We start from the raw sequence: 26,211 nt of genomic DNA, 5'->3' as shown, positions 1-26,211 counted from the left end.
CGCTCCTATATCTTCTCGCCATTACTGCTGATCACCTGTTGGTACCAGTTAAAGGATTCTTTTTTCACTCGTTTCAGGCTGCCATTTCCCTGATTGTCTTTATCTACATAAATCATGCCGTAGCGCTTCTCCATCTCCCCAGATCCAAAGCTGACAATATCGATGATGCCCCATGGTGTGTAGCCCAACAGCTCAATGCCATCCTCTAAAACCGCCTTTTTCATTTCTTGAATATGCTTCTGCAAATAGTCGATACGGTACGAATCGTCGATTTTTCCATCAGCGGTTAGTTGATCATAGGCGCCAAAACCATTTTCAACAATGAACAGCGGTAAATTGTACCGTTCATAGATTAAATTCAAGGTATAACGCAAGCCAACCGGATCGATCTGCCAGCCCCAATCACTCGCTGAAACATAAGGATTATTAAGCATTTTTGCTTCCTGAAAGTCACTGACTGGATAGCCGTTAAGCTCCTCTAAAGTAGTAACCGTACCAGACATATAATAGCTAAAACCGATGTAGTCAACAGTCCCTTCTTTCAGTGCTTGCAGCTCTTCTTCGGTGTAATCGATGTGATACCCCATTTTTTCCCAATATTTCAAGACATAACCGGGCAAGGTCCCTCTGGCATGAACATCACTGTAAAAGAAGCGTCGCTGCATTACTTTCAATGAGGCCATCATGTCTTCCGGTCTTGAAGTATAAGGATAGACAGGTACATAGGCCATCATGCAACCGATCTGAAATTTTGGATTGATTGTGCGCCCCAGCTTGACGACCTTCGCACTGGCAATCAATTCGTTCAACCCAGCCTGAAAGGTGATCTCTTCTTTGTTTTCCCCTTCTTCAAAGGTCAATGCTGAGTTTGTCCAAGTATGCAGCTCATGCTGTCCATCAGCCTGATTATTGATTTCATTAAAAGTCATCCAGTAAGTCACTTTGTCCTTATATCGCTCCATTACGGTCTCGGCATAATGAACAAAAAAGTCAATCAGTTTTTTATTTCTGAAGCCCCCATATTCTGTTGCCAGATGATAAGGAATCTCAAAATGAGACAATGTAATGATTGGTTCGATCCCGTTAGCTAACAGCTCATCGAAGAGTGCATCATAATAAGCCAATCCAGCTTCATTTGGAACTTCCTCATCTCCATTTGGGAAAATCCTTGACCACGCGATCGATGTACGAAACACCTTGATCCCCAGCTCTTTTAGCAGCTGAATATCTTCTTTATAGCGATGATAAAAATCGATTGCCTCGTGATTAGGGTAATAGCGACCTGGTAAAATTCCTTTAGTAATTTCACGGGAAATCCCATTACCTCCTGCTGTGACGACATCCGCAATACTTATCCCCTTGCCATCTGCTAAAAATGCGCCTTCGATTTGATGTGCGGCAACTGCGCCGCCCCATAAAAAATCTTTTGGAAAATTTTTCTGCTGCATGCTCTTCACTCCATCTACTTGATGAGCAGAGTATATAATAAAAACGTTTTCAGAAACAACCACTTCCGGCTCTTTTGATTTCTGTACCACGAATTAGAAAAAAGAATCACGATGGCACAGGCTGTGCCATCGTGATTCTAGTCCATTTATTCATTGCATAAATCTATCAGTTTTTCGAGCAAATACACACAAGGGATTTGACTCGTTAAATCTTGATGCTGCTCCAAACGCTCCACATCTACCCGATACGAAAGAACATAGTCCGTCATCTTGGCTAATGGGCTGTTCTCATCACTTGTGATTGCAACTGTCGTGTAGTCTAGCGCATTGCGGTAGCCATTATTGATTTCTATGATCTCTGTTGTTTTTCCTGTTACAGACAAGGTAATCAGCATATTATCCGTCGTGTTTCTCAGTTTAGAGAATAACGGATAGGTATGATCCACTAAAGCAAAACTGTTGAGTCCGGCAATCGCTGCTCTTCTAGCCGCATATTCACACATTGCCGCGGAAGAGCCGATCCCGAAAAAGACAACATTCTCACAGGTGACCATCTTTTCGGCAACCTTTCTAAGCCTTCCTTCGATATCTTCTGGAAATCGCTCTCTGGATAAAAGCTTTTCTCCATAATCAAAGCCTTTGTTTTCAGTCGCTTCTTCGGCCTTAAAATGACTGCGAAATTCAGTAAAGCTGGTGTACCCGATTTTTCGAATAAAGCGCATGACAGAAGACGTGGAAGTATGCGACTCCTTCGCAATATCTCGTACCCTCATGTAAGGAATTTTGCTGCTGTTGGTGGCCATAAAATGATAGATGGCACGATCCGTTTCTGACAATTCATTGAAGTTGATTTTACCGAAAAAAGACATTATAGAAACCCCTTTTTTATTATTAGTTCAATTGACTCTTGCTTTACAGACCGAATCAATCGACTGGTCGCTTTGATAGAATCCTATCATGATTTTATCCAATCGTCTATTCTCTCAGTACATTTCTCTTGATTCCATCCTTCTTTGCTGATTGTATAACGTTGACCATTCAAAAAAAGCCTTGATTCTCTCAAAAATGAGTGCATCAAAGCCTATTAACTCGTCTATCTGACCTTGTATCTTGTTATATTTTTAGCTATCTTGCTCCGTCATAATCACCGGACCATCCTTCGTGATTGCGATCGAATGCTCATACTGTGCGCAATACCCACCGTCGATCGTTCGAGCCGTCCAGCCGTTCGGATCCATCTGCATGCGCCAGGTTCCCGTCGTGATCATCGGCTCGATCGTGATCGTCATGCCTTCTTTTAGACGCAAACCTTTTCCGGCAATCCCATAATGTGGAAAGAATGGTTCCTCATGGATTGTCGGACCGATTCCATGAGCAATAAAATCTCTGACCACACCATATCCCTTAGCTTCTGCATAGCTCTGAATTGCATGACCGATATCTCCGACTCTCTTTCCTACCTGTGCTTGTTCGATCCCAAGCTTCAAGGCTTCCAAAGTAACAACCATCAATTCTTGATGCTGGGGTGTAATCTCTCCTACAGCATAGGTCCAACAGCTGTCTGAAATTGCGCCATGTAAATCGACACAAAAATCTATTTTGACCACATCCCCCGACTTCAAACGATACTTTGAAGGAAAGCCGTGACAGATTTCCTCATTCACGCTGATACAGGTCGCATATTCGTACCCTTCAAAACCGATCTGTGCCGCAACTGCACCGGCTTCTTCGATTTTTTTATGGACAAACTGATCGATTTCATTCGTCGTGATCCCCGGTTTGATCACCTCTCTTAGCTGCTTGTGTATGCCGGCAAGCACCGCGCCTGATTCCTTCATTTGTTCTATTTCTCTTGTTGATTTTAATGTAATCATCCTCTATAGCCTCTTTTCGTTGATTGAAACGCTCTTTGCTGTGGCAAGTATAAGCCAGAATAAACCTTTTTTAAAGATAGAAGTTTGTAAATATTTAAGTTATTTTACCTCTCTCAAAAAAATTATATGGGTTCTGCGTATATTACTTTACACTCTTACATAATACAACAAATAATCTGCAAAATTTTTTTCCGTTTTTCTTCATAAAATACCAGCCTAACCCTACAGCTATTATTTCTGAAAAACGGATTTTATTCGAACTCAAGTTTAGTAAATTCTGGTTATACTATATGCATCTATCTTATCAGTCACTTTAAATTCATATTGCATAAAATAAATTACTCAGGTATAATTTTGACTTGTAATAAGTCGAAAGGTCGTTGCTTATGAAAGAATATATTGGTTATCATGGTACAGATTACGAGATATCAAAAGAAATCTTCCAAACTGGATTTAAAATGGCACGTCCTACTTCTTCTTTGCCTTGCGATTTAGGGGAAGGTGTTTATATGTTTATACAAAGAGAGAACTTTCCGAATGAGTGTCCGAGAAAAAATGCGTATAAATATATAAAATCAATTAAACCTTCCTACCAAAAACCAACAATTTTAAAAGTAGTTTCTAAAATCTCTGATGATAAAATACTCAATATGAACATAGAAAAAAATCAAGCCTTGTTTTTAGATTTTAAGGAAAAGAATATGGATAAGCTAATGAAACAATTTCGTTCAAGGAGATACAACCCTACAAAAAACCGTGGAAAAGTGGATGGCATGATATTTGAGGTTTTTTTTAAGGCTTTTGACTTTAGTCCTGATGCTATAATTGTTGATTCCTATACTCCATTTGATTTTAAAGGATATAAGCAGTCCAATATCCCAAATGGTCGGGAATTATGTCTAAGAAACCCAGAAAAAATAGATTTGTGTGAAATATCGTAAATACTATGTTAGTATATATTTTAAAGAGGTGAGATTAATGGGAATTAATTTAGCAGATTATTGTAATTCGACAACTATTGAATTGTCTGATGAAAAAATTGAAGAACTGGCTGATTGGTATATGGAAAAATATCCTGATGGATACGAAAGTTTTTCTGAAGATCTCCACGTATTCTTTATCAAATCTTCTGCTTCTTTTAAAAATAAGGAATACATTAATTCTGATTCTCCAGAATTAGGTAAAAATAGAAAATCTATTGAAAAAATACAAAAAAAATATATCAAAAATAAATTTGAAGATCTTTCTTCCCCTATAGACCCTGAAAGAGATTTGGTGGCGTAATGGCTAATATAAAATTTGCGGATTATTTTGTAGATAAGATGATCTATCAGGAAAACCCTAATTATGATCTCGAAAGCTCAAAAAGTCTTGAAGTTTCTTTGTCTCCCACGGTTGACATTGCCTTCGATGATGATTTGGTTCTAGTTATTTTTTCCGTTGAAATTGGTGACTTCGACAACGACGATTGCCCTTTTGTCATTGATATTGAGTTGAAAGCATTCTTCGAATTTGATGTTACCGATGATCCGAAGGACGTACAGCAACTACATGATTTACTCAGCCAAAATGCTGTCGCTATTTTGTATCCTTACATTCGGTCTTTAGTATCAGACTTAACCCTTCGTTCTAATAAATTTCCAGCCTATGTACTACCAACCATAAATGTAGTGAAACTGATGGAGCAAAATGATGCTATTACATTCCATGATTTTAATAAAAAGGATTCTAATTCGTAGTATTCAGAATTAGAATCCTTTTTATTTTCTTTATCAAATATGATAATAAGCTAAACAAAACCTCCTTTCCTTACACAAGTGTAGAACAATCCAGTCGTTTTCCTCAACACTTTCATAACATTGATTATAATCAAATGAACATTTTTGCACATCCTTTTTTCCCCAGCAAAAAAAGAGGATAGTCAGAAGCTCGTGCTCTAGCATCCTCTCTAGTTCTTCTCTTTACAAAAGTTCTTTTCTCAACGTTTCATCAGCCACCGGTGATAAATATTTTGGCGCAATATCAAGTACCGTATACGCACCAAACTGTTTTTCCTGTGCCAATCGAACACAAGCTCTAGCATAGGCAACCAGTACGCTGGCAGTGAACTCGGGGTTGCTGTCCAACTGCAAGGTATATTCGATGACTTGCTTGGTTTGCTCATGTGTCGTTCCAGTGTGCAGAACCGTTCCCCCATGAGGCATAGCTTTATGGTCACGAATCAATTCCTCTAAAGAAATGAAATGGACTTCTGTATCATAATCTGCAAAATAGTTAGGCATAGAAATAATCTCAGTTCTGATTGCTTCTTTATCTGCGCCATCTTCCACTACAACGAAGCACTCCCTAAAATGCTTGTCTCTTGTTGTTAGCTCAAGCTTTTCGCCAGCTTTCAATCTTTCAATAATTTCACTATTTGGGATCGTATATTGTGTTGCATCAACGACACCGGCAATTCTTCTAATTGCATCGGAATGTCCTTGGCTAACCCCCTTGCCCCAAAATGTATAGGTTTCGCCTTGTGGTAAAATGCTTTGTGCATATAAACGGTTTAAGCTAAACAGACCTGGGTCCCATCCCGTAGAAATAACAGACACTGTTTGATTTTCTTTGGCAGCCTGATCTACTTTAGAAAAATGCTCAGGGATTTTCGCATGGGTATCAAAGCTGTCAACCGTATTAAAATGTTGTGTAACTTCCGGCGTTTGTACCGGCAAGTCTGTTGCTGAACCGCCGCATAAAATACATACGTCGATTTCTTTCGTTTTATTCTTCAGCTCATCCATATGATAAGCTTTCGCTCCTTCAGTCGCTACATTTTCAGGGGCTCTTCTTGTAAACACACCCACTAATTCCATATCCTGATTTTGTTTCAATGAGCGTTCTACCCCGCGCCCCAAGTTCCCGTACCCGACAATTGCTACTTTGATCATACTTTATCACTCCTAAAATCATTTACTAAAATTATACTATAGCAGCTGCGAAAAAAGAGTGAAATCTTGAGGTTTATTCAAAAAAAGATAAGAGACAGCTCGTAGAAAAAGGTGTTATTCTCATTACGATCATACTGTATGACGTAAGTAGATAGATTCAAAAATTGGTATCTTCTATCGAGATCAGTACCGATCGAGATGCCTTGCCGTAACTCAGTAACAAAGAACCCCGCCACTACGTGTCGAGGTTCTGAGACGTAGTGGCGGAGCTCTTCTTAAAATTCTGAGTTTCTTATTTATACAATAATCTATTTATTTCTGAAAGGCTTCATCTATTTTTTTGTCTGCGTTTCAGATAGAAGTTGCCACTAAGGAGCAGCAGCAACAAACCAATGGTCGAATACAAGATAGATCGTTGCTCTCCGGCATTCAATAACTTTCCTGGTTTCTTACCTGTACCTGAGCCTGAATCACTAGGCGTCCCACCGGAATTGCCCGGTTCCTCTGAAGAACCTGGTGGCGGTGGTGTCTCACTATCTTTTGTATTGATGATATCACCCGTCCAGTCTGTTGGAGATATCACCGCAAGATCCCCTGCTTCATTGTAATCGATCACTACTTCTACAGGTTCCTTCAATAGCTGATAACCAGTTGGTGCTTCTGTTTCTACCAAGTAATAGGTGCCTTTTCCTAACTTAGTGAACAGCGCTTGCCCTTCGTAATCTGTTGTTACTGGTCCTTGGAGTACTCGATCCGCCGTATCTCTCAATTCAAACACCGCGCCTGACAGTACTTCGCCGGTCTCATTGACCTTCGTGATCGGCAAATCGATTACTTGTCTATTCACAATTTTACCATCCCAAGCCTCTGGTTTTGTGACTACGAGCTGTCCTTCAGCATCATAAGCAACAGTGATTTCTATTGGATCTATTGATGTGAATCCATCTGGAGCCTTCGTCTCTATCAAACGATACGTTCCAGCTTGCACATCTGTAAACACCAAATTCCCTTGCTCATCAGATGTCTGAGCACTACCAACTACCTCACCAGCCGCATTTCGAAGCTCAAACACCGCGCCTGCTAATGGACGGTCCTGCTCGTCCGTCTTAGTCAATCGTAACGCTGTGGCCTGTCTATTCACTATGATCGGCAGCCCATTTTCATTCTTCTCAAATTCCTCTTCCGGATACTCTACATGTAAAAATCCATGGATATCCCAATAAACCCGCACTGGAATTGGTGCATTCGGAACATACCCATCTGGATATTCTATTTCTCTCAAGGCATAAAATCCGGCAGTCACACCAGTAAAATTAACTTTTCCACTCTCATCTGAAACGGCTTGATAAGACGGACCACCATATAAAGAAGTCAACTCAAATTTTACCCCTTGTAGAGGAATATTCCCTTGGGCCGTCTCACCCATTTTGATAAATGGAAATTCGGTGTTGGGTTTTGGTTCTTCTACATCAGGCATGTTATATATTTTGCCATCCCAAAGTTCGTTATAATCGCCTAAATCAGGCGTAGCTACGAGTCGGCCGTTATCATCTACATAAACAGAAATCGGGATCGGTTCTCTTTGGAGATAGCCGTCTGGTGCCTTTGTCTCAATCAACTGATACTCGCCTACCGTCAATCCGGTAAAAATTACTTTTCCGTCATCAGTCGTCGTTACTGGTCCTTGAACAAGATTTCCGGCTGTATCTCGCAATTCAAATTCTGCTCCGGCAAGCGGGTCTCCCAGATAGTCTACTTTTGTGAAAATAAAATCTGTTCGTAACTGCGTATTTTTTACTTGATAGTTATCATTCCAGCCAGACGGTTGCGTAATTGTCGGCTGACCAGATCCATCAAGATCCACAACTACTTTCACAGGATCAATTGTCTCATAGCCATCTGGTGCCTTTGTTTCTACTAAATAATACGTACCAACTGCTATTCCTTCAAAGGTCACTTTTCCGGAAGTATCGGACGTTTTTGGTCCTTGAACAAGATTTCCCTGACCATCTCGCAGTTCGAAAACTGCTCCGGCAAGCGGTTGATTATTTTCACCTATTTTGGTAAAAGAAAAATCCGAACGTTTGGCCTTGTTTACAACGATTTCCTGCCAGTCAGTTGGTTGTAATACTGTCAGCTGATTGTTTGCATCGTAACCGATAACTACCGAAATCGGATCTGCCAAATAGTAATTTTCAGGGCCACCCGTTTCTACCAACTGATAGGTCCCTTGGGTGACTCCTGTAAAAGTCACCTTCCCTTGACGGTCTGAAACAACTGGCCCATACTGTGTCGTTCCATCTGAATCCTGTAGTTCAAACACGGCACCTCTAAGAGGTTGTCCTTCTTCATTCTGCTTTTCAAAAGTGAAATCTGTCATCTGTTTATTAATAATTTTTCCATCCCAAGCTTCAGGCTTAGTGACGACCAATTGCCCTTGGTCATCATAATCAACAACTAGCTGCATTTTTTCAGTGCCTTGATACCCGTTAGGTGTCTGGGTTTCTACTAGATAATAGGTTCCCTTGGTGATGTTTTCAAATAGTATCTTGCCCTGATCATCAGAACGAACTGGGCCAGCAACTCGTTCACCAGCCTCATTTTGCAGTTCAAAGACTGCTCCGGCAAGTGGTTGATCATTATCTGTGACCTTCAATAGCTCAAGATTTAGAGAGGCTTGATTCATCAAAGAAATCGTCTCGCCATCTTTACTAAAGATGTCTTCCGGATAAGCTACAGCTAAGGTATTGATCTGCGTGCGATAAACGCGGATAATTACTGGATCGATTGGGTCATAACCGTCTGGTGTTGAGATCTCCTCTAGAATATAAACCCCTTCTGTCAAATCATTGAACAATACTTCCCCTTTTTCATTAGAGGTTGCTTCGATCACCTTTCCTCTATCTAAAAGTGAGGTTAGTCTAAATTGAACATTTTCTAACGGAATATTGCTGCCACTGGTTTCTCCAAGCTTTGTAAAGAGAAAATTGGTTTTCAAATCCGGTTCTAAAACATCCGGCAGGTTATACAATGCATCATCAAGCCATTCAGTAAAACCATCGCCATAATCAATCAGTATCTCCAGCTCATCTGAGTCATTCACACGAACTTCCAGAGGAATCTCACGATCAAGAGCAATATAACCGGAAGGCGCTTGTATCTCTTTTAATGTATAGAGACCAATAGTCAGATCCGTAAAACGAATGATGCCGTCGCTACCGCTTGTGACCGTATCTATCAACTCGCCCTCAGCATCATATAATTCAAATACAGCCCCCGATAATGGTACATTATCTACTGCTCGCTTCGTAAATTGCAGGTCAGTTGTTCTCAGTGTATTGGTGATCGTAAACTCGTAATGGTTTTCCTTAACTACAGAGCTGACATACGAATCGTCGACCAGTACCTCTTTCACGGAGTAAGTAAAATCATCCCCTTGATTGTTATAAAGTGGTAGTTGAGAGCTTGTTGTTGCTCCTTTTGGTATCACTTCGCTGATTTCCTTGGACCAATTTTCTGATGAGGATAAGTCAATTGCTTCGCTTTCTTGCCAACTATCCGCGTTAACAGTCTGTTCTCTGTGAATAATCACTTGAATCGCTTCTGGACGCTTGGCTGAAAAACCATCATCCTCCCATTTCTTCGTTACAGACAACGTTACACCCGGAGCCTTGACCGAAGGAATTGGAAAATCTAACAACGCCCCGTTACTGGAAGGATCTAAAGTTGTTCTGCCGTTTGCCAGATACCAAGTATCTGCTTGAAAATCAGCTGCTTCCGTGTCGATACGTACTTGATAGGTCAAGGTGACCCGCTCATCTCTACCTAAGCTCAACCCTTGTAATTGGATAGTCCCGTTCGTCTCCGAAACCGTTACATTCGTAGTCAATTCTGGGGCTGATTGCCAATTGCCAGCTGCATCCTTCCGCCAGCCTTGCAGTTGGTAATCATTTGCGCCGAGGGTTTCCCCCTCTTTTTGTAACAAAATATGATCCCCCATCGGATCGGAAATACTGCCATTGTTAATCGTTTTATCGATTTGAGAAGCAACAGAGCCCAATGCTTCGCCCAAGCCTTCCAGATTCTCATCAATCGATTTGTAATGGCTGGCATTTACTGCTAAATTTTGAGCAATATACTCCCCGCGACTGGAAGTATTTACACCGACAGAGTACATCTCAATCCCTTGCGTTTTCAATGCTACTGCTGTTCCCAAAGTCAAATTGGCCAGCTCCGTTTTACCTAATAGAATCGATGCACTGTCAGAAGACTCGCTAGTATTGTAGTACTTTGAGCTGTTCGTCTGAAAATCAGTGATATATGTGGCAGCAGAGTAGCCATTGAGTGGGCGGATTTCTCCGTTGTTTTGATACACCGTTGCATCTTCCTGCTCCAAATACGCGCGATTGGCACTACCGTCACCAACATGAATAAGCATTTTTTGTGCATTGCTACGCCCGGCAGTATTAAATAGCGATTCTGCCTCATACAAGCCTTTTTGGATAAACGTGCCCGTATGGCTTTCTGCTGTGTTACTCATGAAAGAAAGAAGCTGTGATGCATCCGTTAAAAATCCACCTGTTGAATACACATAACGGTTATACGCAACAATAGCTATTTTCACCTGATTCTCACCCAGAGAACCCTTGATTTCTTCAAGAAAATCAGAGACACCCTTGATTGCATTTTGCAGCTTGTCACCTGTCATAGAGGAAGAATAATCAATCACCAGAACAAGATCGATCGGGTTCTCTGTCTGGTTCCCTTTCACATCCAATGTGACATCAAACAACCCTTGCTTCGCAGCATTTTCCGCCACACTCTTTTTTAGATACGCAATGTCTTCGTAATTAACATAGTCTTCATCATCAAAAGGCACTTCTCCTGTTTGTCCATATGCATAGTTATACGTATTTCCATCAGCAACACCATTCGTGAGGTAATTCCCATTATCACTGGCATAGTCAAACGCATAGGTCGTTGGCACAGCACGTTCTAGCAGGCCTTGTCCAATCATTCCTGCCAGTGGATTTGGCACAGCCGTTTCTGAACGTCTAGCGGTAGACTCAGTTGTCTGTACAGAAGAATCAGTGGTAGCTTCATCTTCATTAGCTCTTACCATTGTCTTCACTTCATACTGTTCTTTTTCAAAGGCAATTTTTTCAAGCTCAGATGTTTCGGTTAATTCCTGCAATTCCGGAACAAATGTATAGGTATAATCTGCAACATCATTTGGTGTTGTAAATGAAATCGTATCTATCTGCTCATTTGTTGTGGCTTCTTGATGGTAGTCGATCCAGCCATCGTTGAGCTGTGCATTCGAACTGGTAATCACCGCATTTTCCAGACCTTCTTGTTCAAGCCCCAGCTTTACTGTCAGTTCTCGAGGCTGTTCACTGGCTGCTTTCGTTACCGAAACCTGCCAATGCAGCTCATCACCTACCTCCTCATAAGTAAGTGCCACCTTTGCTTTTCCCGCTTCATCCAGCACAAGCTGTTGGTTCTCTTCATCTGCATAGGCGGAAATCACCGTCAATACAGAAAGAATAAAAGGCATAAATAATAGCAATACCGCTGCAACTGTAGGTATTCGATACATTTTTTTCATCTCTAACATCTCCCTTTTGTGCACTCATCCAGCAAGTATTCGACTCACTAGCTAGTCAATAGCCATCTTACGTTGCCATTCTCTTTTATAGTAGCAAAATAACTCAAAAATTGAAAAAGATAACTCGTGACTGCGGCATACGTATACCCTAGTTCCTTGAAATCGAATAAGCCGTGTTCTAAAAACAGTTTTTCGTCCGTTCTTTCCTGCTTAATCCTAGTAAGTTAACGAACCATAACGCAAAAAGAGCTTGGAATTATAGCACTCCAAACTCTTTCAATACTAAAATAATTAGGCACTTATCTGCTTCTTATCCCTGTTACCTTTTTGCGTGACTAACATAGAATCAATAAATCGTCGGAACCATGCCGCCATCTACTCTGAGCGCAGCTCCGGAAAATGATGAGGCATAAGGACTGGCAACAAAAGCCGCAAAACGCCCGATTTCTTCCGGTCGGATTAAACGCTGGATTTGAGACCATGGGCGATGATTCAGCATAAAATCATGCTCCCACTCGCTTTCATTCAATGAGCTATCTTTATACATTTCCTCCAACATATCTTGAACACCTTCCGTCAATGTTGAGCCCGGCATAATCGTATTGACAGTGACTTGCGTGCCTTTCGTCAATTTCGATAGGCTTTTAGCCAACGAAAGATTCATTGTTTTTGTCATACTATACTGAGCCATTTCCCCCGAAGGCATGACAGCTTCCTCACTGGCAATAAAAATGATCCGCCCGAAATCTTCCGCCAACATTTTTGGTAGATAGAATTTCGCCAGTGCATTTCCAGCTAAGACATTGACCGAAAAGAAATGTTCCCAGATGTCATCCGTAATCTCAAAGTAATCCATCGGTTGAAAAATCCCCATATTGTTGATCAAAATATCGACCGCAGGAAAAGTCGTAAATAGCTTTTCTCGTGCAGCTTCATCTGAGACATCATAAGCTGCTGCTTGCGGATTAGTAGTTGGGAATAGGTTCTTCAATTCTGCAACAGTTTCGTTCACAGAGGCTTCCTGCCTCCCATTGATGATGACATCTGCGCCTTCGCGTGCCAACTCAATAGCAATCGCTTTGCCAATACCTTTTGTTGATCCAGTGACTAGTGCCGTTTTTCCTTTCAAGCCTAAATCCATAATTTTTCTCCTCCTACTTGCTTAGAAATCAAAGCTGTCCGGATCTGGTCCAACACGCAATGACTCATCTAGCGCATTCAAACGATCCATATCCTCTTGATCTAATTTAAAGTCAAAAACAGCAGAATTGCTAATCATACGATCCGCGTGGACAGACTTTACCACCAATAAAATATCCTGTTGAATGTCCCATCGTAGAATGATTTGGGCAGTCGATTTATTGTATTTCGCTGCGATTTCTAAAATTTCCGGATGCTTCAGCAGCTGCCCTTGCATCAATGGAGACCATGCTTGGATTTTGATGTTATGCTTTTCACCAAATTCACGAAGTGCTCCCTGAGATAGTTTAGGATGAAGTTCGATTTGATTAATAACCGGTACAACTGTGGCATAAGAAAGTAACGATTCAAAATGATGAATCTGAAAATTACTGACACCGATCGCTTTGATTTTACCTGCTCTATATAGGTCTTCTAATGCTTTCCACGACTCTTTGAAAGCATCTGCTCCCGGCCAATGAATCAAATATAAATCAAGATAATCCAAGCCCATACGAGATAAGCTTTCTTCAAATGCTGTGACTGTTTCTTCATATGTTAAATGATTGTTCCAAACTTTTGACGTCACAAAAAGGTCTTCACGTGTCAAGCCAGTTGCTGCCAAGCCCTGTTTAATCCCTTCGCCAGTTCCAGCCTCATTTCCATAAATCTGAGCGGTATCGATCAGACGATAGCCATTAATGATTCCTGTTTTTACAACTTCCGCTGTTTCTTCCTCTGGAATCTGGAAGACACCTAAGCCCAGACCTGGAATTTTTGTCCCATTATTTAATGTGATTGTATCTTTTAGTGAGTGAATCATGTAAACATCTCCTTGTAATTTTCTGGAATTATCATATAATGAAGATACATTTATGTATAGTACCCACTTTTTTGTTCTATACACACCAAAAAGTAAGTTTTGTGCAAACAAAGCTTTTAAGGAGAAAAAAATAATGGAAGAACGAACGTATAATATCGGTGTTGAAGCGACGATGGATGTTATTGGCGGAAAATGGAAGCCGATAATTTTATGTAATTTACGTCATGGGGCTTTAAGACCTAGTGATCTACAACGAAAAATTCCCGGTATCAGTCAAAAGATGCTGACCCAACAGCTGCGCGAATTGGAAGACGCCAATATCATCGACCGTAAATCGTATAATCAGGTACCGCCAAAGGTTGAATATTCTTTAAGCAGTTACGGTGATACCTTGAGTAATGTGCTGGATAACCTTTGCGAATGGGGAACCATGCACGTCTCAACGTTACAAAAACAAGGAGAAAATGTCGTTCTATTGGCAAACTCCTAAATCGAAGCAACCTAAAGAAAACCTGCAACAATTCCTCTTGAGAGCTTCCTTCTCCAGAGGGTTTTGTTGCAGGTTTTACTTGTTTACAGCCCTTTTTTTCCAATAATCGGGAAAAATTTGGCTGTTTTCGCTGCATATTCCTGAAAATCAGGTCTATCCTTATATTTCTTTTCTAAAAGTGGCACGCCTGACACAAACAACAAAAGTAGGGTGATGATCATCGGACTGATGATTAACCACAAATTGCCTATGCCTGTGAGAGAAATCAGAAAAATCCCCCACCAGCAAGTCGCTTCCCCAAAATAGTTAGGATGGCGAGTCAATGCCCATAACCCACTAGTCAACAGCTTCCCTTTGTTTGCTTCTTTTTTCTTAAATTGCTCTAGCTGTCGATCTCCGAGGACTTCAAAAAAGAAACCAATAAGCCAAATGAATACACCCAGAACCTGCCACCATGCCATTGTCTTTTTCGGATCAGCAAAGCTGGTTATTATAGGCAAAGAAATAAGAAATAGCAGGACTCCTTGTAAAAAGAACACGTTAAGAAATGCTTTGAGATCAACCAATGTTGTTCCCCATCGTTTACGCATCTTTACATACCGATAATCTTCCGGACTATTCCAGTTCCTTCTGGCTAAATGAATGAACAAACGTAAGCCCCAAAGAGTGACCAGTAATAAAATGAGTCCCGTTTGAACATATAACTGTCCACTGAGGAAAAAGCCCGTCCAAGCAACGACAACAAATCCTAATCCCCAGGCAATATCGACCAACGAATACTTATCTTTTATTTTTGAAATAACAAACCAAAGAATAAAATACCCCAATAATACCAATGCAGTTATCGAATAATTCATTCTTTCTCCTCCCTTCTGATTCCAGCTATTGCAACGCTCCCAACGCCTGCACTACTTGTGATTGCAGCAGAGCTGTCCACAATGTAATCGACCCAAAACTGCTCCATATCAAGCAATGTCCCAAGTCTTTTGGCTTCTTCTGGATTATCTGCATGAGCAATGGCTAACGCAGTCAATTGATTTTTGGCTTGTAATTTCCGAACTTTCTTTATGATTTTTCTCGTACTCTGTCGTTGACTAAATGCAATGCCGTTTAGTTTTCCATTTCCTTCAATGTCCAGACTAACAATTGGGTACAAATGAAGACGCTGAGCTAGCTGCCCCAATCCCTTAGGTATTCGTCCGGAATTTACCATAGGAGCTAAATCAGCAACGGCAACATAGATAAAACAGCGTTCCCGTATCTCTTTTACTTCCGCACACACTGCTTCAAAAGACAGCCCTTGTTTAAGAAGCTGGACGGCTTCTTTAATCAGTAACCCTTGCGCTGCTGAATTAAGCCTCGAATCGATAATTTGGATTTTTTCATCCGATAATTGCTTCGCCTTCACTCGTTGCTTCAAAAGCTGATAGGTTCCGCTTAGCTGAGCGGAAACAGTGATGACTAAAATCGTTTCATACTTATCCTCTAAAAAAGATAGAAGCGCATCGACACTTCTTACTGTTGGCTGAGCAGTTGATACTTTTTCACTATGTGCTGATTTGCCTTTTATCGAGGCACTATCGATCGTCAGCTTATCCAGATAGCTTATTTCATCTACTAAAATATTCATCGGCAACACATGTACTTGCTCTTCTAATAAGAATTCCTTAGGCAAATCTGCCACAGAATCAGTCACCACTGCAATCGGATACTTTCGTTGTTTTGTCACTTCAAATTGTAACTGCATATCATCCACTTTTTGTTGTACAATCTCGCCGTATTGCTCAACCGTCTCTAAGACCTGTTGGGGATGATTCGTATGTACATGAAGCTTTAAAAGATGTGAATCACCGGCCAAGATCAACGAATCTCCTGCATTTTTCAGCGTTTCTTTTAGGGTCTCTTTCTCTGCACCAACATTTTTCAACAGCAGCTCCGTACAATAACGATAGGTTGGTTGAGTCGTCACTCTTTCTGTCTGAAATGTAGTCGTTGACCAACTCGCTTTTTCGGTCGAACGCTCCTTTAGTTGATTGGAAAAAGCCATAGTGAATCCGTCTATGAATATATAGAAGCCTTTCGCACCGGAATCCACCAGTTTATTTTTCCTCAATACTTCCATTTGAAATTCTGTTTGGTGCATAGCTTTCGCCGCCGCTTCCCGACCTGAAAGCAAGGCTTGCGTTAAAGAATGCTCTTTGGAAAAAGCATGATGAACAGCCTCTGCCCATGTACGCATGACAGTGAGTATCGTCCCTTCCTTCGGCTCAAGCAACGCCTGATATGCCTCGGAAACCGCATGATTCAATGCTCGAACAAAATCCTCGGCTTGTTTTTCTGTCTGGTCAAACGCTTGCGCGAGACCATTTAAATATTGTGCAAAAATAATGCCCGAGTTCCCTCTCGCACCCATCAACGCAGCATCAGCAATCTCCGCTAAAACTGATTCAACGGAAGAGAGCTCAGGAGAAACACTGTCTAAAATTGCTTGCATCAAAGAAGCCAGATTACTCCCAGTATCACCATCAGCAACAGGAAAAACATTGATTTTATTCAGTTCCTCTTTTCTGTCGATCAGCATAGAGGCACCATTAAAAAAGCCTTGTAACACACGCCGTCCTTCTAGTTCTTCCAGCATCAGACTTTCCCTCCAAATAACAGAATATTTAACCAATACGTAAGCCCGGAAGCTGCCGCCGTAACAAACATCCCCCAAGCAAGATCGATAGCAGTCATCATCACCGGCCAGTCCTTTATCGTAGCCAGATTGGTCAAATCATAGGTCCCGTAGCAAATCAGCCCAAACAGCGCCCCACTGCCAAGTACATACCAAAGACTACTTTTTTCAATTCCCGGTACAACTACAAAAAACAGAACGCCAACAATATAAAGAAGATAAAAAAGAATGGCTGGAACAATTTTTGTTTCACCCATTAAAGACCCAATAAAATGCTGATACATTTTTTTTGAAACAACCAATAACCAAAAAAGATCAAAAATCAGAAAAATACCCGCACATAAAAAGTACAGCCGAATCAATGCATTCATCGTTGTTTCCTCCTCAGCTATTTATTTCAAAAAAAGCGTAACACATACAGACATAATATAATAAAATTCTGCCTAGGCTCCCATCACGTAAGCAGCTTTTCTCATCCGTCAAAACTCCGCTATCTCACGTTCAAACATTGATTTATATAGACAAAAATGAGCTTGGGATATACCCAAGCTCACATTCCTTTATACATCTAAACCTAAATAAACAGCGGGACAGAAGCAACTTCTGTCCCGACCTCAATTAAAAACTATTGGGGATAATATTCAGTTCATCGCCTGTTCTCATTTTGAATGCGAGCACCTTACTTTAAACGCAAGCATTAGGATATAAACGACGCTTCGCGAGATTCTAGCTCAAACAAGGAATGCGTCGCCGTGTAAATACTTCGTGCAATATTAGCTTGGTTCATCGTATATAGATGAATACCGGAAACTCCCTGAGTCACTAAATCAACGATTTGATCGATCGCATATGCCAGCCCGGCATCACGTAATGCAACAGGATTATCTGCGTATTTTTCCAATATAGCCAAAAACTTTTTCGGCAGTTGGACATTGGCAGTTCGGATGATCCGTTCCGCCTGACGTTTGTTCACGATGGGCATGATCCCAGCAATTATCGGCACCTCGATTCCTGCCAACCAACATTTTTCTTGAAATCGATAGAACAACTCATTGTCGAAAAACAGCTGTGTAATCAGTTGATCTGCCCCTGCTTGTACTTTCTCTCTCAAGTGATAGATATCATTGATCGTGTTAACAGACTCTGGGTGGCCTTCCGGATAACAAGCCGCAGATATCGAAAAGTGTTGGTCCCACGCTTTGATGTAAGCAATCAAGTCACCTGCATAAAGAAAATCTGTTCCTCTGGTCAATGTAGCATCAAGATCCCCCCGCAATGCTAAGATATTTCGAATCTTTTTCTGATGCAACGACGCAAGGATTTTGTCAATCGCTTCTTTACTTGAATAAGCAGCAGTTAAATGGACAATACTAGGTACCTGATGCTTTTTTTGGATATGCGTCGCAAGCTTCACCGTACTTTCCTCTAAAGAAAGCTGTCGATTACTACAAGTGACACTGATAAAGTCCGGTCGCAAGTCCTCCATTTGGTGTAAAGAGCTGTATAGACTATCGATCGTAGCCTCTGTGGAAGGAGGGAAAACCTCAAAGGACAGACTTGGCTTGTTATTCCCTGACAGATTCATACACAAGCGCCTCCCTTACTTGAGCAGCTGCTTGTGTCAAATTGCTCAAACTTTCAAAAGTTTCTTTTTCCCCTCTGGTTTTTAGCCCACAATCTGGATTGATCCACAGCTTTTCTACAGGCAGCTTTTCCAATAGCTTCTTAATTGTCGTTGTCAATTCCGCAACCGAAGGAACTCTCGGAGAATGGATATCATATATGCCCGGTCCAACAGCCGTCTTAAAATGATGGGCAATCAACGCGTCCAGCAAATCTAAATTGGAACGTGATGCTTCAAAAGAAATCACATCTGCATCCATCTGATCAATTGCAGATAAAATATCCGCAAATTCGCTATAGCACATATGCGTATGGATTTGTGTTTGTTCGGAAACCTTGCTGTGAACCAGTCGAAAAGCCGGTACCGCCCAATCCAGATATTCTTGGTACCAGTCACTTTTTCGTAGAGGCAGCTTTTCTCTTAACGCCGCTTCATCGATTTGAATAATCTTGATGCCATTAGCTTCTAAATCCAACACCTCGTCTTGAATGGCCAAAGCAATCTGCAAGGTAGAGTCCTTTATCGAAATATCTTCCCTTGGGAATGACCAATTCAAAATCGTTACCGGCCCCGTCAACATCCCCTTCACCGGCTTGTCCGTCAGTTCCTGAGCAAACGTAGACCAAGCAACCGTAATCGGGCGTTTACGCGTAACATCTCCCCAGATGATCGGCGGTTTTACGCAACGTGTGCCATAGGATTGAACCCAAGCATTTTTAGAAAAAAGGAAGCCTTCCAAATTCTCTCCGAAATATTCCACCATGTCGTTTCGTTCAAATTCCCCATGAACCAAAACATCCAGACCGATCTCCTCTTGAAAAGCAACGCATTCCGCAATTTTTTCTTTCAGGAACTTGTGGTATTCTTCCGTACGAATCTCTGCTTTTTTAAATTTCGCTCGAGTGGCCTTCACCTCTCTGGTTTGAGGGAAAGAACCGATTGTCGTTGTGGGTAAAATAGGCAGCTCCAACGCAGACTTCTGCACAATACTTCGCGCTTCAAATGCTGGCTGCCGTTGAAAATCGACGGGTGTTAGTCCTGCTAATTTTTGCGTCAATTCTTGATTTTCTGCCACACGTTCTGCACTGAAAAGCTGTTGATTTTTTACCAATGGCTCATTGATCAATGTATCAGCTGTTTGTCCGATAATGGCCGCCAGATCAGTCAGCTCACCTAGCTTCTCTTTCGCAAAAGCAAAATGCTGAGATGTTTCTGTCGGGAACGCCTCCTGCTCGACAGAAAAAGGCACATGAAGCAGTGAACAGGATGTCGACAACACTACTTGATCCTGTGGCAATTTCTCAATTAGCCCTAATGTTTGACGATAGTCGTTCCGCCAAATATTTTTCCCATTGACCACCCCTGCAAAAAGCAGCTTATTTTGAGGAAAGCCGAAGGTCTCAATCAGCTCAAGCGTCTTTTTCCCTTCGATCAGATCCAAACCAATCCCATCTATCGGCAGTGTCAGAAGCTCTGTATAAATGTCTCGTACATCGCCAAAGTAAGTTTGAAGCAATAGCTTAGCTGTTCTAGGTACTTCACCTAACTCATGATAGATTTCTTGGAATAGCACTTTATCTTCTGCAGATAGATCCTTCACTAAAGCTGGCTCATCGAACTGTAACCACGATGCACCCAAGCCACTTAAGGTCGTGATGATCCCCTTATATGCGGATAAAATAGCAGGTAAATGAGCCTCTTGTGTCGTCCCTTTAAATGCAGCTAATTTTATCAATGTAAACGGCCCTAAAATCACCGGTTTCGTTTCAATACCGATTTCTTTGGCCTCCAAATAGTCATCAAATATCTTTGTCCCAACCACCTTCACTTCTGTGTCCGCTTCGAACTCCGGTGTCAGGTAATGGTAATTGGTGTTGAACCATTTTTTCATTGGCAATGCAGTAACATCCCCTGCTTCTCCCTGATACCCTCTCGCTAACGCAAAATAGGTATCCAATGCAGAAAGCTTTAACGCTGAAAAACGTTTTGGAACGATGTTCAGCAATACCGCCGTGTCTAATGTCGTATCATAAAAAGAAAAATCATTACTCGGTATCAACGATATTCCTTTTTCCTTCAGCAGATTCCAGTGCATTCGCTTCAGCTGCTTTCCTTTGTCCACTAATACTTCTTGTGTGATATCTCCGCGGAAATAGCTTTCTGTTGCACGCTTCAATTCACGGTTTTCCCCGATTCTCGGGAAGCCAATGATCGTTGTTTTCATGGAATCGCCTCCTAAATAGTTATGAGAAAAACTTTACCACAACCCTAGAGCACCTGACTAACTGTTAATTTTTATAACCCGTTATAGGAAAAAGCTATAGATAGAAAAGCTTTACAGGCTCGCACAGCTCCCGAACAATAAGGGGAAACTGACACATGATGTTCTTTATCATGAGACATGTTTCCCCTTATTGTTGAGAGGAGTTAGCCTGTAAAGCTAGACAACTAGAAAAACTGGCTGGGTGCTTGAAGCTGACCACCTCTATCACACCCTCGTTCCTAAATTAGAGAAGTCAGACAATGAATCTGGCATTATAGTGAAAAAATAGTGAGAGAATCATTTGACATCTGAAAAAATTTTAGCTATAGTATAGGACAATATAGATGCGCAGAAAAGAAGAGTACAACTCGAAAGGCTCGTACAGAGAGCTCCGGCAGGTGAGAAGGAGCAGAGAAAATCAGTTGGAAGATGGTCTTTGAGCATTCAGTGGTGAGTGGTGACATAAGCAGCTGACGGAGGTGCCCGTTACAGCAACGCAGTATCAGCAGAAGCTCGTACTGGCTAAGGTCGTTTTCGTAAGGCAACGACAAACAAAGGTGGTAACGCGAAATCATTCGTCCTTTTTCTTATATAGAAAAAGGGCGTTTTTTTATTTATTTCATGAAAGGAGCAGGCTTATGCGTATACAACAACTAGAATATTTAGAAAAAATCGCAGCAATCGGATCGATCAACGAAGCAGCAAAAAGCTTATTTTTATCACAGCCGACACTATCAAATGCAATCAAGGAGTTGGAAAGCGAAATGGGTATCTGTCTCCTTCATCGGAGTAAATCCGGCGTTTCACTCACAGAAGAAGGTCAAGAATTTTTAGCCTATGCCAAACAGGTGATCGATCAGGTCGATCTACTGGAAAAACGTTATAAGCACAGCTATACACGGACCTCCCGACTATCAATTTCTTCTCAGCATTATGCTTTTTCTGTTCATGCTTTTGTTGAATTTATCCACGCTTATGAAGATGATGGGTATCAATTTACCTTGCGAGAAACCGAAACACAAAATATCTTGGAAGATGTTGCTGGGTTTCGCAGTGAGCTGGGGATTCTCTTTTTGAGCGACTTCAATCGACAAATATTGGAAAAACTGTTTGAAGAAAAAAATTTGGTCTTCTCTTCCCTGTTCTATGCCACACCACATATCTTTGTCAGTAAGGACAATCCGTTGGCTGGAAGAGAATCCGTTACCTTGGAAGAACTGGACGATCTTCCTTATCTTTCTTTTGAACAAGGAAACAGCAATTCTTTTTATTTTTCTGAAGAAATCCTCAGTACCCGTACTTACAAAAAACATATCAAGGTCAGCGATCGAGCCACGATTTTCAATTTGATGGTTGGCTTGAATGGCTATACCTTTAGCTCTGGGATCATCAGTCGGGAGCTGAATGACGACAGTATCGTTGCGGTTCCATTAGCTGTTCCTGAACAAATTGAAATTGGCTGGATCAAAAGTCAACGTACTACACTTTCACCATTAGGAAGTCATTATTTGGAGACTTTGAAAAAACATATTCGTGATTATGGGTTTGCGACAATCGAGGAGGATGTTTATGAAGAAAATTATTGACTCTGCGCACTGGCAGGAAGCAACGAAGTTGGCTCAAATCGGCAACCATACAGATAATCAAACGGGCGCTATCAGCACCCCCATCTATTTATCCACGACCTATGCCCATCCCGAGTTGGGTCAAAGTACAGGCTTTGACTACACGCGAACAGCTAACCCCACACGACAGGTTGTCGAACAAGCATTAGCGCAGTTGGAGCATGGTCGCTACGGTTTCGCAACAAGCTCTGGGATGAGTGCCATTCAACTCGTTTTTGAATTGTTTCCCTGTAGCAGTCACTTTCTTGTTTCTCGAGATGTATACGGCGGCAGCTACCGCTATTTCAATGATTTGGAAAAAAAGGGCAGCTGTCACTTTACCTATTTTGATACATTGGCTGAGCTGGAATACTTGATCGATACCGAAACGGCGGCTGTCTTTCTGGAAACGCCAACTAATCCCCTGATGAATGAGCTAGACATCACTGCTGCTTCGGTGATTGCTAAAGAATATGAGGCATTACTGATCGTCGACAATACGTTTTTAACACCGATTCTTCAAAAACCATTGACTCTTGGTGCAGATATCGTGGTCCATTCCGCTACAAAATTCCTAGGTGGACACAATGATTTATTAGCTGGGGCAGTCATCACAGATTCTGACTTTCTTGGTGAAAAGCTGGCTTTTGCCTTGAATACCACTGGAGCCGTCTTGTCGCCGTTCGATTCTTGGCTGTTGATTCGCGGTCTTAAAACACTATCCTTGAGAGTGAAACAGCAACAAGAAAATGCCCAAGCATTAGTCGCCGTTTTAAAACAAGCGCCTCAGATTAAGGAAGTACTCTATCCTGAACAAGGCAGTATGATCAGTCTTAAACTGCAGACTGCAGAACAAATCCCAGCTTTTCTAGCAGCATTAAATCTGTTTACTTTTGCAGAAAGCTTGGGCGGTGTAGAAAGCCTAGTTACTTATCCAACCACACAGACGCATGCCGACATTCCGAAAGAGTTGCGGGAATCCTATGGCCTGACAGATGATTTGTTACGGTTATCAATTGGTATCGAAGCAGTCGAGGATTTGATTGAGGATATTCAGCAGGCATTGAAAAAGTCACAGCTCACTAAATAACGAGCTGTGACTCTTTTCACTAGTCAATAATCAAAGATCAACCCAAAATTTCAAGAACAAGTTAGCCACTTTTAGAAAAAAATGAATATCGTCTGTTATCTCGTGATTCCTTTTTGAGTTGACAGTGAGTTGGTCTGTGGTAGTATGACAGACAGTCTGGCATAAGCCACAGACCAAGAGACTCGCTGTCAACTTAACGAACCACTGTCTGAACTTCTTGTTCAAATAGTTGTCTGGGGGTGTCATACCAAGAATCTTTCGAGGTAAATCATTCATCCTGTCTTCAATTCGCTGAATGTCTTTGCGTTCATATCCTTCGAGAATTTTGGATTTGGGGATCATTCTACGAATCATTCGGTTATGATTTTCGTTTATTCCTCGCTCACAGGAAGTATATGGATGCGTGAAGTAAACGTCTATGTAGCCTCGCAAGGTTATCGCATACGCAACGGAATCGACATCTTTTCCATCAATCAGTCGAATGATTTCAAAACGAGTTTGGCGTTCAGTAAAGCATTAATAGTGCTGTTTCCGTTCCCTTTCGTTTGTCAATGACTGTGTCGATCTCGAAATGGCCGAACTCTTCTCTACTTTCAACGTGTTCCGGTGGACTTTCGATGCTTTTACCTAAGATTTTTTTGTTCATCAACGTCCGCTTTTGGTTATTTTTTCGCCCTAGCTTGTGCAAAAAATCAATGTTTCTGATCTCCAACCGCTGCTCATCGATATATTTATAAAGAGTGGTCGTTGAGACCATTTCAGACAGGTGAAACAACCCCGTTGACTTGGTAACTCCTACTGCAACATCTGGGGCGAAAGCAACTGTTTGGAACCTTTCGACAAAGTAGGCTAGGAAGGCTTTTACTTGATTGAACTTGGTGGGCCGATGACACTTCTGGCGCTTTGTTTCGTAACTACTTTGGGTATATTCAGGATTGTAGGTCACATAAATATACTTGATACCATTAATTTTCCGGATCTGTTTTACTTGTCCACGTTCCAATTCATTCGCGATGGTAGTATGATGAACGCTAATTCTTCGAGCTATTTCACAATTGGACAGCTTTTCAGCTAACCAACCCGCAATTTTTCCTCGTTCAATGGCAGATAAGTGTCCACCCTTTTTGTGTTTTGGTGAAGAATGTGGATAAGTCATAGTGAAAATCTCCTTATTGATTGGTGTCGGAAACTAAATAATACACGATTTTCACTATGATTTTTTTTAGTTTCTTAGGTGGCTAACTTGATTATAAAATTTGCGCATTTTATTATAGTAAGTAGCCACCCGCTATCTCTTACTCGATTTTCTGCTTTTTGTTCTCGTATATACTTGGCAATTATTTTTTGATTTAGCCCTACAGTGCTCACATAGTAGCCTTTTGACCAGAACAAGCGATTCCCATAATTATACTTGAGATTGGCATGACGCTCGTGGATAATCACTGCACTTCTCCCTTTTAAAAAGTCCATAAAAGCTGATACACTCAGTTTTGGTGGAATTCTTACCAACATATGGATATGGACTGGCATCGCATGTGCTTCGATAATCTCTACTTCCTTTATCTCACACAGCTTTCTCAATATTTCCCCAATATCCTGTCTCAATTTTCCATAAATGACCTTCCTTCTGTATTTAGGAGTAAATACAATATGATACTTACAATTCCATCGAGTGTGTGCCGAACTTTTATCGTCGTTTGACATAAAAACTCCTTTCGATATACTAGATAACGGTCGGTAGCCTTTATATAGTATATCGAAAGGAGTTTTATCGCTAAAGCTACTTCTTCCGCGCGCAGTACGCGTGTTTTTTTGTTCCAATCACTTTAGTGATTGGAACCGACTAAAGTCATCAATAAAAACACAGCAAGGAACCAAATTTCCTTGCTGTGCCCTGTTCATCCGATTATTAGTATTTTCTAATCAATATTAACAATTTGATACGATTGCCATTGACCTGGATCTCTTGGATAATACGTATACATTGTATTTATTCCACTAAAATACTGATATTTCCCTGCAGACACGATTGACCCTGAAATTATACCTGAAAAGGTCTGTAATGCTTGTTGTGCACTACCAACTCTTGCAGAATCATAACCTGAGTAATATCTTAAAAATGAACCACCTTCTGTAGATTGATAAACTGTATTTAGAGAGTTCCAACCTGTGTTTCTTGAAAAATAGCCAGATACTCTTGCTCCATATCTTAGTCCTTTGTAGTTAAAGGAGGAAACTACTCCTCGAAGCATTGGTTTATCAGGAACCTTATCTTTATGTTCTTCTAATATATTTTTTGCTTCTTCAACTGTTACAGCATTCTCTGCTGTCTCGCTATTCACAGTAACAGAGGAGTTCCTATGAATTCCAACTTCTCCAATTGTAGCTTCTCCATATAGAAATGTTCCATCTGGCAACTGTACAACCTTATCTGTGTCCTCTAAGCCTGCAAAAGCAGCTTCTACCGCTGTCATTTTGGGTGCAGCTTCCAGTTCTTTATATTCTGCAGCCTCTACTTGACTATTTGAAATAGAAATCCCAACACCCAATAAAACAATCAACATTACTTTTTTCATCTTCAAAACTCCTTTTTTTATA

20 protein-coding genes, 1 pseudogene and 1 other annotated feature are annotated in these 26,211 nt (G+C 41.2%); of the genes and pseudogenes, 6 read left to right on the top strand and 15 right to left on the bottom strand.

From position 1 onward, the window contains the following. Positions 1-5 precede the first annotated feature (5 nt). From A5888_RS15610 to map, 3 genes are all read right to left on the bottom strand, one after another. A complete protein-coding gene (locus tag A5888_RS15610; protein ID WP_086350893.1) occupies positions 6-1,448 on the bottom strand; it encodes a 6-phospho-beta-glucosidase in 1,443 nt (480 codons plus the stop codon). A gap of 146 nt (positions 1,449-1,594) precedes the next feature. Further along, positions 1,595-2,317 (bottom strand): MurR/RpiR family transcriptional regulator, encoded by a 723-nt coding sequence (locus tag A5888_RS15605; RefSeq protein ID WP_086350894.1) that lies wholly within the window; start codon positions 2,315-2,317, stop codon positions 1,595-1,597. A gap of 252 nt (positions 2,318-2,569) precedes the next feature. Further along, positions 2,570-3,322, bottom strand: coding sequence for a type I methionyl aminopeptidase (gene map, locus A5888_RS15600; RefSeq protein ID WP_086350895.1), 753 nt, complete (start codon positions 3,320-3,322; stop codon positions 2,570-2,572). A gap of 386 nt (positions 3,323-3,708) precedes the next feature. Between map and A5888_RS15595 the strand changes: the two genes are divergently transcribed. The 3 genes from A5888_RS15595 to A5888_RS15585 are packed head-to-tail and all read left to right on the top strand — an operon-like array spanning position 3,709 to position 5,061. Then, complete coding sequence (locus tag A5888_RS15595; RefSeq protein WP_339101686.1) at positions 3,709-4,263, top strand: hypothetical protein; 555 nt, start codon at positions 3,709-3,711, stop codon at positions 4,261-4,263. A gap of 37 nt (positions 4,264-4,300) precedes the next feature. Beyond that, complete coding sequence (locus A5888_RS15590; RefSeq protein WP_339101685.1) at positions 4,301-4,606, top strand: hypothetical protein; 306 nt, start codon at positions 4,301-4,303, stop codon at positions 4,604-4,606. Further along, complete coding sequence (locus tag A5888_RS15585) at positions 4,606-5,061, top strand: protein-export chaperone SecB (RefSeq protein ID WP_339101684.1); 456 nt, start codon at positions 4,606-4,608, stop codon at positions 5,059-5,061. The genes A5888_RS15590 and A5888_RS15585 overlap by 1 nt, the downstream gene beginning before the upstream one ends. 222 nt (positions 5,062-5,283) lie before the next feature. On the opposite strand, the gene A5888_RS15580 is transcribed toward A5888_RS15585, so the two are convergent. The 4 genes from A5888_RS15580 to A5888_RS15565 all read right to left on the bottom strand — a co-directional run bounded on the left by A5888_RS15580 (position 5,284) and on the right by A5888_RS15565 (position 13,865). Then, positions 5,284-6,255 carry a diaminopimelate dehydrogenase gene (locus A5888_RS15580; protein ID WP_086350897.1) on the bottom strand — a complete coding sequence of 324 codons (972 nt, stop codon included), beginning with the start codon at positions 6,253-6,255 and terminating at the stop codon, positions 5,284-5,286. 328 nt (positions 6,256-6,583) lie between these two features. Further along, the gene (locus A5888_RS15575; protein ID WP_170924902.1) at positions 6,584-11,863 is read right to left on the bottom strand and encodes a SpaA isopeptide-forming pilin-related protein; all 5,280 of its coding nucleotides are present in this window, start codon (positions 11,861-11,863) and stop codon (positions 6,584-6,586) included. 346 nt (positions 11,864-12,209) lie between these two features. Beyond that, a complete protein-coding gene (locus A5888_RS15570) occupies positions 12,210-13,004 on the bottom strand; it encodes an SDR family NAD(P)-dependent oxidoreductase (protein ID WP_086350899.1) in 795 nt (264 codons plus the stop codon). Positions 13,005-13,025: 21 nt separating this feature from the next. Continuing rightward, positions 13,026-13,865 (bottom strand): aldo/keto reductase, encoded by an 840-nt coding sequence (locus tag A5888_RS15565; RefSeq protein ID WP_086350900.1) that lies wholly within the window; start codon positions 13,863-13,865, stop codon positions 13,026-13,028. 133 nt (positions 13,866-13,998) lie between these two features. On the opposite strand from A5888_RS15565, the gene A5888_RS15560 reads away from it, so the two are divergent. Further along, positions 13,999-14,355, top strand: coding sequence for a winged helix-turn-helix transcriptional regulator (locus A5888_RS15560; RefSeq protein WP_086350901.1), 357 nt, complete (start codon positions 13,999-14,001; stop codon positions 14,353-14,355). A gap of 83 nt (positions 14,356-14,438) precedes the next feature. Here the strand turns inward: A5888_RS15560 and A5888_RS15555 are convergent, their stop codons facing one another. The 5 genes from A5888_RS15555 to metE form a co-directional block, all read right to left on the bottom strand. Continuing rightward, complete coding sequence (locus tag A5888_RS15555) at positions 14,439-15,212, bottom strand: DUF1295 domain-containing protein (protein WP_086350902.1); 774 nt, start codon at positions 15,210-15,212, stop codon at positions 14,439-14,441. Beyond that, positions 15,209-16,993, bottom strand: coding sequence for a DAK2 domain-containing protein (locus A5888_RS15550; RefSeq protein ID WP_086350903.1), 1,785 nt, complete (start codon positions 16,991-16,993; stop codon positions 15,209-15,211). The genes A5888_RS15555 and A5888_RS15550 overlap by 4 nt, the downstream gene beginning before the upstream one ends. Continuing rightward, entirely contained in the window at positions 16,993-17,403 is a 411-nt protein-coding gene (locus A5888_RS15545; protein ID WP_086350904.1) for a DUF2177 family protein, read from the bottom strand. Before A5888_RS15545 ends, A5888_RS15550 begins: the two co-directional genes overlap by 1 nt. Positions 17,404-17,729: 326 nt before the next feature. Next, entirely contained in the window at positions 17,730-18,617 is an 888-nt protein-coding gene (gene metF, locus A5888_RS15540) for a methylenetetrahydrofolate reductase [NAD(P)H] (protein WP_086350905.1), read from the bottom strand. Further along, complete coding sequence (gene metE, locus A5888_RS15535) at positions 18,598-20,880, bottom strand: 5-methyltetrahydropteroyltriglutamate--homocysteine S-methyltransferase (RefSeq protein ID WP_086350906.1); 2,283 nt, start codon at positions 20,878-20,880, stop codon at positions 18,598-18,600. The genes metF and metE overlap by 20 nt, the downstream gene beginning before the upstream one ends. 379 nt (positions 20,881-21,259) lie before the next feature. After that, positions 21,260-21,505: a binding site (T-box leader), on the top strand. A 52-nt stretch (positions 21,506-21,557) separates the two neighbouring features. On the opposite strand from metE, the gene A5888_RS15530 reads away from it, so the two are divergent. Beyond that, positions 21,558-22,505 carry a LysR family transcriptional regulator gene (locus A5888_RS15530; RefSeq protein WP_086350907.1) on the top strand — a complete coding sequence of 316 codons (948 nt, stop codon included), beginning with the start codon at positions 21,558-21,560 and terminating at the stop codon, positions 22,503-22,505. Then, the gene (locus A5888_RS15525) at positions 22,489-23,613 is read left to right on the top strand and encodes a PLP-dependent transferase (RefSeq protein ID WP_086350908.1); all 1,125 of its coding nucleotides are present in this window, start codon (positions 22,489-22,491) and stop codon (positions 23,611-23,613) included. Before A5888_RS15530 ends, A5888_RS15525 begins: the two co-directional genes overlap by 17 nt. A 193-nt stretch (positions 23,614-23,806) precedes the next feature. Here A5888_RS15525 and A5888_RS15520 read toward each other — a convergent pair. The 3 genes and pseudogenes from A5888_RS15520 to A5888_RS15510 form a co-directional block, all read right to left on the bottom strand. Beyond that, a pseudogene (locus tag A5888_RS15520) lies at positions 23,807-24,769 on the bottom strand (IS30 family transposase). A 74-nt stretch (positions 24,770-24,843) separates the two neighbouring features. Next, positions 24,844-25,317, bottom strand: coding sequence for an IS200/IS605 family transposase (gene tnpA, locus A5888_RS15515; protein ID WP_086350909.1), 474 nt, complete (start codon positions 25,315-25,317; stop codon positions 24,844-24,846). Between the two features lie 215 nt (positions 25,318-25,532). Next, positions 25,533-26,189 (bottom strand): hypothetical protein, encoded by a 657-nt coding sequence (locus tag A5888_RS15510; protein ID WP_086350910.1) that lies wholly within the window; start codon positions 26,187-26,189, stop codon positions 25,533-25,535. Positions 26,190-26,211 lie beyond the last annotated feature (22 nt).

Origin of the sequence: Enterococcus sp. 9E7_DIV0242 (assembly GCF_002140975.2) — a bacterium.
Classification (GTDB): Bacteria; Bacillota; Bacilli; order Lactobacillales; family Enterococcaceae; genus Enterococcus_L; species Enterococcus_L clewellii.
Note: the sequence above shows the minus strand (reverse complement) of the source record. Positions and strands in the feature narration are given on the sequence as shown.